Source organism: Nitrospirota bacterium (assembly GCA_016214855.1).
Classification (GTDB): Bacteria; Nitrospirota; Thermodesulfovibrionia; order Thermodesulfovibrionales; family UBA6898; genus UBA6898.
In genome coordinates, this window is sequence record JACRMT010000013.1 from 165,622 (window position 1) to 179,327 (window position 13,706).

The 13,706-nt window shown below is 47.8% G+C and carries 13 protein-coding genes; 1 reads left to right on the plus strand and 12 read right to left on the minus strand.

The genetic code is table 11. The features are described 5' to 3' along the window. Window positions 1-18: 18 nt before the first annotated feature. From atpG to HZB62_12555, 10 genes are all read right to left on the minus strand, one after another. Window positions 19-888 carry an ATP synthase F1 subunit gamma gene (atpG, locus tag HZB62_12510; protein MBI5075974.1) on the minus strand — a complete coding sequence of 290 codons (870 nt, stop codon included), beginning with the start codon at window positions 886-888 and terminating at the stop codon, window positions 19-21. Window positions 889-979: 91 nt separating this feature from the next. After that, window positions 980-2,488, minus strand: coding sequence for a F0F1 ATP synthase subunit alpha (locus tag HZB62_12515; protein ID MBI5075975.1), 1,509 nt, complete (start codon window positions 2,486-2,488; stop codon window positions 980-982). Window positions 2,489-2,492: 4 nt separating this feature from the next. After that, window positions 2,493-3,032 carry an ATP synthase F1 subunit delta gene (gene atpH / locus HZB62_12520; protein MBI5075976.1) on the minus strand — a complete coding sequence of 180 codons (540 nt, stop codon included), beginning with the start codon at window positions 3,030-3,032 and terminating at the stop codon, window positions 2,493-2,495. Further along, entirely contained in the window at window positions 3,029-3,688 is a 660-nt protein-coding gene (locus HZB62_12525; GenBank protein ID MBI5075977.1) for an ATP synthase F0 subunit B, read from the minus strand. The genes atpH and HZB62_12525 overlap by 4 nt, the downstream gene beginning before the upstream one ends. Beyond that, window positions 3,685-4,107 (minus strand): ATP synthase F0 subunit B, encoded by a 423-nt coding sequence (locus HZB62_12530; GenBank protein ID MBI5075978.1) that lies wholly within the window; start codon window positions 4,105-4,107, stop codon window positions 3,685-3,687. Before HZB62_12530 ends, HZB62_12525 begins: the two co-directional genes overlap by 4 nt. 169 nt (window positions 4,108-4,276) lie before the next feature. Continuing rightward, window positions 4,277-5,734, minus strand: coding sequence for a cobalamin B12-binding domain-containing protein (locus HZB62_12535; protein ID MBI5075979.1), 1,458 nt, complete (start codon window positions 5,732-5,734; stop codon window positions 4,277-4,279). A gap of 146 nt (window positions 5,735-5,880) precedes the next feature. Next, window positions 5,881-6,219, minus strand: a complete 339-nt coding sequence (locus HZB62_12540) for a hypothetical protein (protein MBI5075980.1) — start codon at window positions 6,217-6,219, stop codon at window positions 5,881-5,883. A gap of 89 nt (window positions 6,220-6,308) precedes the next feature. Further along, window positions 6,309-6,533, minus strand: coding sequence for a hypothetical protein (locus tag HZB62_12545; GenBank protein ID MBI5075981.1), 225 nt, complete (start codon window positions 6,531-6,533; stop codon window positions 6,309-6,311). Between the two features lie 286 nt (window positions 6,534-6,819). Further along, window positions 6,820-7,368, minus strand: coding sequence for a type II secretion system protein GspG (locus HZB62_12550; protein MBI5075982.1), 549 nt, complete (start codon window positions 7,366-7,368; stop codon window positions 6,820-6,822). A 135-nt stretch (window positions 7,369-7,503) separates the two neighbouring features. Further along, window positions 7,504-9,036: an acyl-protein synthetase gene (locus tag HZB62_12555; protein ID MBI5075983.1), complete on the minus strand. Its 1,533-nt coding sequence runs from the start codon at window positions 9,034-9,036 to the stop codon at window positions 7,504-7,506. Between the two features lie 405 nt (window positions 9,037-9,441). Here HZB62_12555 and HZB62_12560 point away from each other — a divergent pair, with 405 nt between their 5' ends. Beyond that, window positions 9,442-10,224 (plus strand): glycosyltransferase family 2 protein, encoded by a 783-nt coding sequence (locus tag HZB62_12560; protein MBI5075984.1) that lies wholly within the window; start codon window positions 9,442-9,444, stop codon window positions 10,222-10,224. Here HZB62_12560 and HZB62_12565 read toward each other — a convergent pair. Together HZB62_12565 and HZB62_12570 are read right to left on the minus strand one after the other, a co-directional pair. After that, the gene (locus tag HZB62_12565; GenBank protein MBI5075985.1) at window positions 10,216-11,586 is read right to left on the minus strand and encodes a hypothetical protein; all 1,371 of its coding nucleotides are present in this window, start codon (window positions 11,584-11,586) and stop codon (window positions 10,216-10,218) included. The genes HZB62_12560 and HZB62_12565 overlap by 9 nt on opposite strands. Window positions 11,587-11,943: 357 nt before the next feature. Further along, window positions 11,944-13,575, minus strand: coding sequence for a tetratricopeptide repeat protein (locus HZB62_12570; protein MBI5075986.1), 1,632 nt, complete (start codon window positions 13,573-13,575; stop codon window positions 11,944-11,946). Between the last annotated feature and the right edge of the window lie 131 nt (window positions 13,576-13,706).

Sequence of the window (13,706 nt, forward strand, 5' to 3'; positions counted from 1 at the left end):
TTTAATTTATCCTTGCCTTTATCCTTTTAGGGCTTCAACGCCGCCCACGATGTCCATAAGCTCCTTGGTAATCGTTGCCTGGCGTGCCTTGTTATACTGAAGCGAAAGTTTCAATATCATCTCATTGGCGCTCTTTGTCGCATTCTCCATAGCAGACATCCTCGCAGCCTCTTCCGACGCCTGAGACTCAAGGAGCGCCCTGAATATCTGTATCTCAACATTCTTCGGAACGAGTCGGCTGAAGATCTCTTCTTTTGTCGGCTCATAGATGAAGTTAAACACCGGCAGGACATCTTCTGCAGCCGCGATAGGTGCAAGAGGAAGAAGCCGGGAGATCGAGATCTTCTGAGCGACCACTGACTTGAACTCGTTGTATACTACAATTACTTCGTCAACCGTCTCATTGGTGTAGCTTTCGATGATATCGGCCGATATCTCCTGGGCATTGGCATAAGAGATCTTTCCCGAGATGCCGGTCCAGGAATTTCTGAGCTCAACATTCCTTCTCTTGAAATAGTCCTTTGCCTTCCTGCCAACAGCACTGATCGTCACATTGAACCCTTCAGCCCTGAGTTCGGCGATATGCAATGTAGCGGCCTTGAGGATATTGGTGTTGAAGGCGCTGCAGAGCCCCCGGTCGCTTGTGACAACAAAGACCTCAATATTCTTTCTCGGTCTCACCGCAAGGAGAGGATGAACTTCACCTTCAAGGCTGCCGGCAAGGCCTGAGAGAATGGTATTCATCCTCTCAGCATACGGCCTGAGCTCGAACATCCTCTGCTGCGCTTTTCTGAACTTGGCAGCAGCAACCATCTTCATGGCCTTGGTGATCTTGCTGGTGCTCTGAACAGCCTTTATGCGTCTTTTTATGTCGCGTAATGTCGCCATTTATCAGCTCCTAGCTTTCAGCAAATAGCTATCAGCTTACAGAAAAAAATGTTTCTGCTTATCGCTAATAGCTGACTGCTAACTGCTTTTGTCACGCCTGAAATCCTTTTTTGAAGTCCTCGATAGCCTGTGTCAGCTTTGCCTTGAGGTCATCATCAATCGCCTTTTTGTCTCCCAGCTCCTTCATGACATCTGCCTTACGGTCATTCATGTACCGGAGGAACTCCTGTTCAAACTTTCTGATTGCCTCAACAGGGACATCATCAATGAACCCCTGGGTAGCAGCAAAAAGAACCGCAACCTGCTCGACCATGGACATGGGAACAAACTGGCCCTGCTTCAGGAGCTCGACCATTCTCTTGCCTCGTTCGATCTGTGCAAGCGTTGATTTGTCAAGATCGCTGCCGAACTGGGCAAAAGCAGCAAGCTCCCTGAACTGCGCGAGGTCAAGCCGCAGCGTTCCGGCAACCTGTTTCATTGCCTTTGTCTGTGCAGCGCCGCCGACCCGGCTGACCGAAAGACCGACGTTAACTGCCGGACGCACACCTGCATAGAAGAGTTCAGGCTCAAGATAGATCTGGCCGTCTGTGATCGAAATAACGTTGGTCGGGATATAGCCTGAAACGTCGCCTGCCTGCGTCTCGATGATCGGCAATGCAGTAAGAGATCCGGCACCGAGCTCATCAGAAAGTTTTGCCGATCTTTCGAGCAGTCTGGAATGGAGATAGAAGACATCGCCGGGGAATGCCTCACGTCCAGGCGGCCTTCTGAGCAGGAGTGAAAGCTGCCGGTATGCTGTTGCCTGTTTGGACAGATCATCGTATACGATCAGGGCGTGCTTGCCGTTGTCCCTGAAATATTCACCCATGGCGCAACCGGTATAGGGCGCAATGTACTGAAGCGGGGCCGGATCGCTGGCAGTAGCTGAAACCACGATCGTATGCTCAAGCGCGCCGTTCTCTTCAAGAATCTTCACAAGACGGGCAACGTTTGACTGCTTCTGGCCGATTGCCACATAGATACAGGTCACATCCCCGCCCTTCTGATTGATGATCGCATCGATAGCAACTGCGGTCTTGCCGGTCTGACGGTCGCCGATGATCAGCTCACGCTGTCCCCTGCCGATCGGGATCATGGCGTCAATGGCCTTCAGGCCGGTCTGGAGCGGTTCATGGACCGACTTCCTCTCGATAATGCCCGGAGCAACAACATCGACTATGCGCATCTCAGATGTGTTGATCGGACCTTTTCCATCAATAGGCTGACCGATAGCATTCACAACGCGGCCGCGTAGCGCTTCTCCTGCAGGAACAGACATGATCCTGCCCGTCCGCTTTACCACATCACCTTCGTGGATCAGGGAGTCCTCACCGAACAGAACAGCGCCGACAGCATCTTCTTCAAGGTTAAGGGCCATGCCCATAACGCCATTGGGGAACTCGAGAAGTTCTGATGCCATACACTTGTCAAGTCCGTAGATCCTGGCAATACCGTCGCCGACAGAAATGACCGAGCCGACTTCGCTCACGTCAACCTTCTTCTCAAAGTCAGCTATCTGTTTCTTCAGCAGTTCACTTATTTCATCAACCTTAATTTCCATCAAATCACCCCTTTATAAGCTCATCTTTTAATAGTCTGAGTTGGCCTTTTACACTGCTGTCATACATCGTGCTTCCCACCTTGACCAATATGCCGCCAAGGAGGGACGGGTCGATCACGTACTCAAGATCAACATCCCGGTCAAGCAGCCTTTTTAAAGAAACCTTAAGCCTCTCTTCGTGGCCTTTCGACACCTCAACCGGCGTAAAGACCACTGCCTTGGCCTGCTTCTTCTTCTCCAGATATATGGCTGTAGCATTCTTTACGATCTCTGAAAGCGCTGCAACCAGCCTGTTTTCTGTAAGGTATAGAACAAATTTAACCACGTTTTCCGAAAGCTTTGCCTTTTCAGCGATCTTCCGGATAGCACCTTCCCTTTCTGTCTGGGAAAATCCCGGGTTCAGAAGAAGGCTCCTGACCGGGTCGCTGCTGTTCATCAGTTGTTCAACGGCAGTGAGTTCCGACAGCGACTGCAGGGCCGCATCCATACCCACTACATTGATGAACATCTTTGCATAACGTTTTGCCTGTTTGACCGGTTTCAATTCTTGCCCTCTATTTTCAGAAGAGATTCTTCAAGCAGTTTGATCTGCTCCTCTTTTGTAAGCCTGTCCTTCAGTTTCTTCTCGGCAAGTTCCATGGCAATACCGACCGCTTCCTGCTTGATCGTCTCTTTCGCCATCTTGACCTCGAAATCGATATTGTTCTTTGTCTGTTCGACGATTCTTTCTTTCAGCCTGGAGCCTTCCTCGATGATGCGCACCTTTTCCCGCTCCCCGGACTCTTTGGCTGCCTTGAGGATCTCTTCCAGTTCTTTATCCTTGATCTTAAGCCGTTCTTCAACCTGGGCAAGGGCTTTCTGCGCAAGTTCTTTTGCCTCGCGAGCCTCTTTCAGCGACTGTTCGATCAGTTCAGTCCTCTTTCTGAAAAAGCCTTTGATGTCCATCATTTTCATCAGAAAAACGAGAAGAGCAACAAGGATAAGGAAATTGAGAATAGCGGGAGTATAGGTAGCGAGCAGCGATTTTGGCGCCTCTTCACTGCCGCTCGCAAAAACCGGTGATGAGTGAAAAGTGATAAGTAATGAGTAACAAACAGAAAGAATTACATTTCTGAAGTTCCGAAAGCTGATCGCTAATCCCTGACTGCTGACGGCTGATTGCTGAAAGCTGACGGCTAACTGCTGACTGCTATTTCTCATGCCTTCACCAACTTCCTGACGATCTCTTCTGAGAATTTCTCCGCATCAGCCCTCAGTGTATTCTTGGCCTTTTCAGTCTCGGCCTTCAGTTCCTCCCGCGCCTTCTGGAGCATCGCAGCAGCCTGCGCCTCAGCTTCTGCCATGGACATCTTTTGACTGTTCAGGCCCTCTTCCCTGAGCTTTTCAAAGGCATCTTTTGCCTTGTGTCTGGCCTCAGAGAGCTCTTTGCTCATCTTTTCGAGACCCTCTTCTTTCTTTCTGTCCATCTCCTTTGCCGCATCAAGGGAACCCTTCACAGAACTTTCCCGTTCCTTGAACAAGGCAAGCAACGGTCGGAATAGAAGGATATTAAGAATATAGACAAGGACAAGGAAATTGATGAGCAAGACGATCAGCCATTTTAACTCAATATCAAGCATTGCTTCCCCTTGGATTGATTTTTGGTGAAAAGCTTAGAAAGGTTATCACAGGCCCATTTTTGTTGTCAAGAAATATTGCAGTAATAATAAGAAGTTAGCCATTAAATTATCTGCAATCAACAATTAGAAAAACTTATTGAGTGTATAAAGACGGCGATATTGAAAGAGATTATTTTCTAACGGCGAGTCTGTCCATGATCTTTTTCATCTCTTCCGGCATCTCACCCTTCATATGCTCTTTCAGGTAGGAATTGTTAGCAATGATTTTCGTCACCTTGATCATGAACTCCTGTTTTTCCGGCGACAGTTTTTCAAGGTTCCTGAGCTTATCCATATAGAAATTCTTCGAGGCAAGCCCAAGCTCGTTCCGCACCTCGTCAAGCGTCATCGCCGTCGGCTTCACAACCGGCTCTACGAGATTGTATTTACTGTAATCAAACACCTCGACATACGGTTTCAGCAAGGGATAGATCTCTGAATACGGCCAGGGAGCTATCGCAAGAAAAAAAGCAAGGTCAGGATTGTAGAATTTCGCCAGTTCGACGGTGTTCCTGATCTTCTCTATGGTATCGTCAGGCATGCCCAGAACAAATGAGGTCTCAGAAACAATATTATGCTTATTGATCAGATCGAGCGCCTTCTTGGACTGCTCAACCTTAATATCTTTCTTGAATATGTCAAGAGCTTCCTGCGTCGTAGCCTCAACACCAACATAGATGTGATCGATCAATGCCTTTTGATATTTCCACATGATATCCTCATCACGGAGGATGTCATCAACCCTCGTCTCCATGAGGATCTTGGTGCCGACCTTTCGCTCGATCAGGAGATCGAGGATCTTTTCCCAACGTTCCCTTTCGAGTGTCGGTGTCTCATCAGAGATCATAACCACATTGACGCCATAGGTATCTCTCAGATATTCAAGCTCTCCAACAAAGTTCTCCGGGCTCCTGCCGCGCCAGTTCCGCTGCCAGAAGAGCTGCTGGGAACAGAAACTGCATTGCTGGCTGCATCCCCGTGAAGAGCTGACAATGGCCAGACGCGAATTCTCCATCGTCCGATAGGTGTAGATAGGCCAGTCAACAAGGTCCCAGGCAAGAGGAAGTGCATCAAGGTCCTTGATATATCCGCGTGAGGGGGTGACGACAAGTTTCCCGTTATCGAGATAGACGATGCTTTTTACTGCTGAGATATCTCCACCCGAGTTCAGGGTATCAAGAAGGTCGACCAGCGTTTCCTCCCCTTCTCCCCTGACAATATAATCAATAGTATCAGCATGGTCCCTGAACAACTCTTCATAGCAGAATGTGGGGTGCACATTGCCGATAACCGTAATGATCTCCGGGTTTATTTCCTTGGAGAGCTTCAGCACCTTAAGTGCCTCAACGATCCCCGCCGTAAAAGCAGTTGTAGCAACAACATCAGGCTTCTCAGCTTCGATCCGTTTTCCTATCGTTTCAAGCTTGTGCCAATGGCTCATGGCATCGTAATAAACTGGGTCATATCCCCCAGCCCTGAGGCTTCCCGCGATATAGACAAACCCGACATTCAGCCAGACTCCGGCAGATTCAACAACACCGGCGTGATACGGAGGCGTTATAAGCATGACTTTAGAAATCTTTTTCATAGTCTTTATATTAAGCAATTTTAGTACCATCGAGCAAGCTAAATCTGTGAGTTATTTAATGAAATTAAGCCGGTATGCCCTGTGAGAGTAACAGTTCTGTCTGATAGCTGAATGCTGACAACCGACTGATTGCCACCGATGATTGATCAGAAAGTCATTGAATACTGCCACCAAATGCCGAGTCCGAAAACAGTGAGGAGAACTATATGTTTGATCATGAGCAGCCGCCTTCGTTTTTTCTCTGCTTCAGGCCCATAGACATTATCAACATAGGTAAATGTCCTGCCTGCACCCGTGGCAAAGACCGTGATCACGCAGACAATGCCGGTCCAGAACAGCTGCTTTTTTAGACCAAGAATAATGATACCGACCTCTGAGGAAAAGACCTGACTGCTCAGCCAATAGATGCCGATAACTGTTGCCGCATAGCAGCCGGCGGCAAAGTCATGGACAAATCCGATTATTATGGTCAAAGCTTTTTTCATAATTTCAGGTCTCTATAGTTATTACTGCATTCAAACAATGCTATTTACCTCTCAGATCAACATGTCTTCCATGTTACGCATTCTTTTTTTCATAAGAGATCTCCCCGGGAAAGATAGGGCAGAACAAGGGAGCCGTCTTCTAATATGGCAGGGGGAAACTTCTCTGTCATATGTCTGTTTTTCATCATCAACAACTGGACCTTCTCCGGATCGCGCGGCTTTCTTCGCCGTCTGCGCGGCCGCTGCCCCGCAAGACGCCTTTCAAGCATCAAAGCTGTTGCTATACTTCTCAGCTCTGCATATTCAATTTCCATATCTTTTAGTCCCTGTTATTTATTGCCCGTTTTGCCGTCGCCAAGCAATCCATCCAGTTCCGGATCGGCAATCTGCAGAAGCTCCTGTTTAACAACATCCAATGAGCGAATCATGGTAATAGTATAGCAAGACTGAGGACTTATGGGTTAAGTAAGGCAAGTCCCAAAGGGAAAGGGGATTATGATGCACCTGATGGATGATCTGGAATCGAGAGACAGCAACAATAAAAGGAGAACCTATTAGGGTTCTCCTTTTATTGCAATGAATTCCTCAAGAGTGCTGCTACTACCTCAGGCGCAATCCAACATCACCACTGTCATTTGCAATAGTCGTGTCAGTTGCAGCAGTCTGCAAAATTCCATCCGGACCCGCTGATATAATCCAAACAGGAGGTAAAGGAGTCGCAGTAGACAAAAGTGCATCCACATTCATCAAATAAGAGTTTCCCCAAGGATCTTTATTGACAGTCGCCATATAAGGCCCCTTCCACGTATTTGGCCAACATCCAGAGTCATCAGCATTCAGCACGCTATCAAAAGATCCCATGGAATTTATCACCCAACCACCTCCTGAAAAAGTCGGCAAGGAACCATCCCCTTTCATCAGTGTCATAGCATTATTACAAACACTCGTTACAGGCCAGTTCCCCGTATCTTTCTTTAAAACAATAAGCGCAGTAGAAATAGACCTGACATCAGCCGCAGCCCTTGAAATCTTTGACTCGTCAATCTCCTTAAAGATCAGCGGAACCAAAATGCCTGCCAGAACCGCAATAATACCTGCGACAACAATAACCTCGATCAAGGTAAAACCTTTCTGCTCCCTCAGCTTCATAAAACCCTCCTCCTACAGTATTTTTATGACATCCGATAATTTCATCTCTAATTGTTAGTTATATCACACTATAGGATTGTGTCAAGCTTTCTTTTCCTGGAAATTCCGGAAAATGATCCCCTGGCATTAGGTATTTTATGGTTTAGAATTCCCCGTCGGTCGCTTTTTCATTTTTCCCACCCCTGGTTTTTCCGACTTGAGCCCGGCAGGATGATCCTTCAATGCCTGTTTTTCGGCCTCGCTCTTATACCAATCCAAAGGTCTGTCAGTCTGATCCTTGAATGCGTTCAGCGATTCGTCCCTCAGTTCGGCAGCCTCAGCATCTGCCTGCCCAACCAGAATTTCATCAACAACCTGGGGGCAGGAGGCTACAGAACCAGGTCTCGCCTCTATCTCTTCGCGCACGCTCGGCATCACCTTCGGGTCCTTAGCCATAGCCATCTTCAGTTCGATCGAAAAGTTCACATATCGCTCGAGCATCCTGAATACTGCCGAGTCGCCCATCGGACTTCCTGCATTCTCATCAGGCAGGGGTGAAACCTTGCCATTCTCGATCTTGGCTCGCCCCACCATTTCACAGCCTGTTCCATTGTCAGTCGTGTATCCGAGATTATCAGTGATCACCGCAAGAACAGTCGGAATATTGGCCAGATCCCAATGCGCAAGAAGCCCAATCTCTCCATCGGGCAGAGGTTTAAGGTCGTCAATGCTCATGGCCAGGACTCGTGACCACGGCGGCACCGGCCTTGTACGCTGGCGCTTCGGCAGTCCTTTCACATGGCGGCGGAGAGAATCATCGAACAGATTTGTAGCAGTCTCTGCTTCACCCAGCACGTTCACACAGTGCGTCCCCGGAATGCCGAATATTTCCTGAACCATTGCATAGTAGTCGTCACGGGTAAAAACTCCAAACCTGTTCCTATAGCCCCCGCCGTCACAGATGCGACTTCCGGGCGGAAGACAAAACTTCATTTTCTTTCTGCGGCACGCCTGGAAGAAATAGATATACGCCGAGGTCGCGCCTATCAGCGCGATAGGTACACCAGAAGCTTCTGATTCGCGCAGGGCCTTCAACAGGGCGTTTATATGTATGCCGGATTTGCCGAGAAGGAACTGGCTGTCCTCTGTGCCAAAGGCGCGGCGCGTCTGGTCCATGCCGATAGCCATGCCCATGGAAGGCGCCATTTCAGGGCTCGGCGCCAGGATAAGAATGCGGCAGCGTCGCTCTTTCTCGAAGTCCGGGAAGAGGTAGGACTGGGTCATCATTCTGTTCGCCCCAAAGACAAGGCGTTTGCCGTCTTCGTCGCGGAAGATACGTCCCCTCTGTGTAAGGCTGGTCGTTCCACCAGTAAGACAGGCCATAACCGACTGCTCAAGCGGGAAGGAAGCGACCAAGTGGGTCTTAAATACATCATTGTAAACCATCGGAACGTCTTGCCAACGGTCAATGTCACCGGGCCTCACATTCTTGGCCTCACAAAACTCATGAAAAATAGGGTTTGCAGCGTATTGAAGTGCAAACATCCTGAGGCAGTAGTCATTGAATACGGAGTCAGAGATCTCAGCATCCACACCAGCCTCAATGAACTTGATCACATCCTCGGTGAGACGATGGCGCTCTGCCTCAGCCTCAGAGGGGTTCAGCGGAGTAAATGGCTTCTTGGACATAGAGAAACCTCCTTAATTGGCTATCAGTTTTCAGCTCTCAGCTTGCAATGCATCTCTCAGAAGCATACGAAACCGAAAAAATATTAAGCAATATGCATGCCCCAAGCCAGGAAATCGAACACCAAAATATTTATTGTGATTTCAGCTCATTACATTCAAAGACCTAAATAATATCCGATTTTGCAAACGCTTCTTTGCACACTATTAGGGCACAACTGCCTAAATAGTGTGCACTTCCACACAGTTATTTTGTCTGTACTGTTCGAGCATAGGGTAATCATCAACTCAGGATGATTACCTTGGCATGTCACGCTCTCCTTTTGTTAGTATAACTGCATATCAGAATAATTGACACAGCCCGTACAGCGTATAAGAAAAAAACAGCCAGCATTACAGAAGGTGCATATGATTCTCGGAAAGAAACTGATCATAATAATGCCTGCATATAATGCGGCCCTGACGCTCAGAAAGACTTATGAGGAACTGCCGCATGAGTATGTGGATGAAGTAATTCTCGTTGACGATGCATCGAAAGACGCGACGCTCAAACTTGCAGGAGAACTGGGCATCAAGACCATCATCCATCCGGAAAACAGGGGATATGGGGGAAACCAGAAAACCTGCTACCGTGAGGCGCTCAGGCATGGGGCTGACATTGTCGTTATGGTCCATGCAGATTATCAGTATTCGCCGAGACTCGTGGCTGCAATGGCCAGCATGATCGCCTCAGGGCATTACGACATTGTCCTCGGATCGAGAATATTAGGCGGCATGGCCCTCAAAGGCGGTATGCCTCTCTATAAATACATTGCAAACAGGCTGCTTACACTGCTTGAAAACGTGGCGCTTGGCATCAAACTGTCAGAGTATCATACGGGTTTCAGGGCCTTCACCCGGGAGGTTCTGGAGACTCTACCGCTGGAGGAGAACTCTGATGATTTTGTCTTTGACAATGAGATCCTGGTACAATCTGCTTACTTCAGGTTCAGGATCGGCGAACTGAGCTGCCCGGCACGATACTTTAAGGAAGCATCTTCCATTAATTTCAGAAGGAGCGTAACCTACGGATTCGGTGTGCTTGTCACCATAATAAAATACCTGCTCGCCGGGTGGGGGATAAAGGACTTCGCTTTTCTCAGCAGAAAAGGCAGCAGACTACAAATTAATAACAAAAAAGATTTACTTTAAAAGTTCTCGTATCCTCGCTTCGGCGTAAGGACGCGCATCGGATAGTTCATGGCCGGGCAAAGCAAGGAAGCGTCTGAAATCATCAATCGCTTCCTTCGATCTTCCTATGTTTTCGAATGTTATCCCACGGTTTAACAGCGCTTCTTTATCCGTGGGGTAAACACCCAACGCCAAAGTATAATAGCGTAGCGCTCCTTCAGAATCTCCCCTTATCAATCGAATATTCCCGAGTTTTGTATAAACTCCCGGAATAACTGTTTTCAGGGTCAACGCCTTCTCAAATTCTTTCTCGGCCACTGCAAGCTCGCGTTCGTTATTTCTATTTCTATCAAGATAGGCCTCTCCAAGGCCGGCATGAGCAAAAGGATTGTCCGGATACTGTTCAACAGTTCTGGCAAAAAGGGTTATATCATCTTTCCAGTCCAGATTCCTCTTCATCGTCATTACTGCCAGCGCCATAAATACCAACATTGCTGCAACCACACCTATCTTTCTGGCAATCTTGCCGGAAGGGAAAAATCTGACTGTTTGATCAGCAACAACAATCCATAGCCCTATGGCAGGGAGATACAGATAGCGGTCTGCAAGCGGGGCGCTTGGAAACCACATAATTCCGCTAACCGGCAGCCAAAACACCAGAGCCCAAAACACCCCAAATAAAGTAACCGGACCCCGTCCACGCGTGAACAGCCAAACAAGAACAGCAACAATACAGACCCAGACAGAAATTAAGGGAGCAGTCAATGCAAGATGATCAGAGGGCATAACATATATAGGACTAAGTGAGGTAGGAGAGATTAACGAAATGAAATACTGGGGGATGATATATAGATTATCCTGAAGACGTGTCCACAGGTCAGGAATTTTGTACAGGCCATGCATTGATCCAGACCCAAAGCCCGGGATTATACTGGTCTGAATGCCAATCTTCGAGAGCGTCATCCATCGCATGAGAATATAAATTCCCGTAGCAACCGCATAAGGGAACAGCCTCAGCGCTGCCCTGACTCCCGCTCCGGTTGCCCCCTCACGCATATGAGCCGCCTCCAGAGCAATGATAAAGGGTAATATCGCTGCGGCAACCTCTTTCGAAAAGATGCCGGCCATAAAAAAAAATGCCCCGGCAATCGCTCTGGAGATATTTCCCTTCATTACACTTCGGTAATGGAGCAAATAAGCCACAAGAATAAAGAAACTACTTAACAAAGAGTTCCGGGTCGAAAGAAAATTTACTGCCTCCGTGTTTACCGGGTGCAGCGCAAAAAGAAGTCCGGCCGCAAGCGCAACGTATTTGTGGCTGCTACAGGTCAGGGCAAGACGATAAACCAGAAAGGCATTGCCGGCATGAAGCAGGATATTCAAAAGATGCATGAGAGAGACTGTAAGACCGTGAAGACGCTCTTCCAACAGGAATGTAACAATAGTTAATGGACGATAATATGGAAGCAGCTCATAGTCACGTGTGGAATCAATGCGGCCGAAAAGGGAAAGGGGATCACCCCTCAGTGCAGGATTGGTAACAATGACATTGGTATCATCCCAGACAAAGCCATTGCCAAGAGAGTTTGCATAGACCAGGAACGCGGCAAGGGCTATCAGCAGGCCTAAAAACAGATCACTTCGTCGGGCAACGATTAGTTCTAAGCGTCCTGCAATACTTCCGTCAGTCATGTGTAATAGTAATTATAGCTCGCACTGAATTCGGCACGCAATAAGGACTTATTTCGAAAGTTCGCGCACGCGGGCTGCTGCCTGAGGGCGGGCTCCCGAGAGTTCCTCACCTGGAATAGCCAGAAAACGTTTATAGTCAGCAACTGCATCCCCATATTTTCCAAGCCTATCAAGTGCCGTAGCTCTGTTCAAATAAGCTTCAGCATCAAATGAATTCTGTTCAATTGCTTCATTATAGTGATGGATCGCACCATGGTTATTTCCCCGCAACAGCTGAATGTAGCCCATCTGTGTCCGAAGTCGGGGGAACTGGGGATCAAGAGCAAGAGCCTTTTCAAACTCCCTTTCAGCTGCGTCAAGATCACCAACCTGATCAAGGTAGGCGCATCCCAGATTGTGATGCCCCCCGGCCTGATCAGGATATTGTGCCACATAGCGCGAGAAGAGCGTAATGTCACTTTTCCATGCTTGATTTCTGGAGACTGTCAGAACCGCTAACAGCATCAGAACAATGACAGCACCAATTGCAGCATACCGCCGCATCATGCCATCATGCGACAATAGACGCACAAACTGATCAGCAATAATAATCCAAAGACCTATTGCCGGAAGATAGAGATACCGGTCGGCCAAAGGGGCACTGGGGATAGAAACGATACCACTCACCGGCAACCAGAAAAAGACAAGCCAAAAAAGCCCAAAGATTACGGCCTTGCTGCGCCCTCCGGCGAAAAGCCATACTATCATACTTATGATGCAAAACCACGCTGCTGCAAGCGGCAGTGCAAGGAGATGGAGATCATCAGGGATAACATACCGCGGGCTGACAGATAATGGCCAAATTATGGTCAGAATATACCGGGGAATAATGTACAGATTATTCAAAAGCCGTGGCATAAGACCAGAAAAAATATCTATCTGGATACCTGCCTGGGATAACGCGTTGTGCCGAAGAACAAAATAGACCGCAGCGCAAATAGCGTAAGGGAATAATCTTGCCACAGCCTTCAGCTTAGCGTTTGAAGCATAACTCCTGAGAGAAGCAAATTCGAGTGACACTACGAAAGGCAAAATCGCCAGAGAAGTCTCTTTGGAAAAAAGCGCCGCAAAAAAAAAGCCGGCCCCGGCAAAAGCTATGGAAGTTTTTTTATGGAGAATACTCCAGCTGTGCGAGAGATAAGTCATCAAAATGAAAAAACACGAAAGTAATGTGTTACGGCCACCCGCGAGAAAATTTACAGCTTCCGTGCCAAGAGGGTGAATGGCAAAGAGAAGCCCAGCCAGGAGTGCGGCATAGTTATCATAAATAATAGATCGGGCAAGTTTATAGACCAAAAAGGCATTGGCAGCATGCAAGAGGACATTGATAAGGTGCATATATAATACAGTCAGGCCATGCAGCCGCTCCTCCACCAAAAAGGTAAAGAGAGTTAGAGGACGATAGTATGGGTTCATTTCAATATCGCGGGCAACATCGATTTTGCTGAATAGAGGAAGAATCTCTTGTCTTAATACCTGGTTCTTGGCGATAACATTAGCATCATCCCATACAAAGCCGTTTTCCAGAGAATTGGCATAAACCATCAGTGCCATAATAACAACCAGAAAGCTGGAAAACTTATCTCGGCTCCTGCCTTTGGCCTTGTCAAAAGTCTTATGCAGAGAATTCGATGCGTCCATTAGGTATCATCCGAAAGTCTTTTAAAACAGCGTGTAAACAAACGGAGCGATAGCTGTTCCCTGAATCAAAACAATCAGCATGCCCAATAATATGAATACAAAAATTATTGGCAAGAGCCAGAATTTCTTTC

Bases quoted from the DNA above. Each gene is read 5' to 3' on its own strand.
- atpG (MBI5075974.1), bottom strand. From the start codon at position 888: ATGGCGACATTACGCGACATAAAAAGACGCATAAAGGCTGTTCAGAGC.
- HZB62_12515 (MBI5075975.1), bottom strand. From the start codon at position 2,488: ATGGAAATTAAGGTTGATGAAATAAGTGAACTGCTGAAGAAACAGATA.
- HZB62_12525 (MBI5075977.1), bottom strand. From the start codon at position 3,688: ATGAGAAATAGCAGTCAGCAGTTAGCCGTCAGCTTTCAGCAATCAGCC.
- HZB62_12530 (MBI5075978.1), bottom strand. From the start codon at position 4,107: ATGCTTGATATTGAGTTAAAATGGCTGATCGTCTTGCTCATCAATTTC.
- HZB62_12535 (MBI5075979.1), bottom strand. From the start codon at position 5,734: ATGAAAAAGATTTCTAAAGTCATGCTTATAACGCCTCCGTATCACGCC.
- HZB62_12540 (MBI5075980.1), bottom strand. From the start codon at position 6,219: ATGAAAAAAGCTTTGACCATAATAATCGGATTTGTCCATGACTTTGCC.
- HZB62_12545 (MBI5075981.1), bottom strand. From the start codon at position 6,533: ATGGAAATTGAATATGCAGAGCTGAGAAGTATAGCAACAGCTTTGATG.
- HZB62_12550 (MBI5075982.1), bottom strand. From the start codon at position 7,368: ATGAAGCTGAGGGAGCAGAAAGGTTTTACCTTGATCGAGGTTATTGTT.
- HZB62_12555 (MBI5075983.1), bottom strand. From the start codon at position 9,036: ATGTCCAAGAAGCCATTTACTCCGCTGAACCCCTCTGAGGCTGAGGCA.
- HZB62_12560 (MBI5075984.1), top strand. From the start codon at position 9,442: ATGATTCTCGGAAAGAAACTGATCATAATAATGCCTGCATATAATGCG.
- HZB62_12570 (MBI5075986.1), bottom strand. From the start codon at position 13,575: ATGGACGCATCGAATTCTCTGCATAAGACTTTTGACAAGGCCAAAGGC.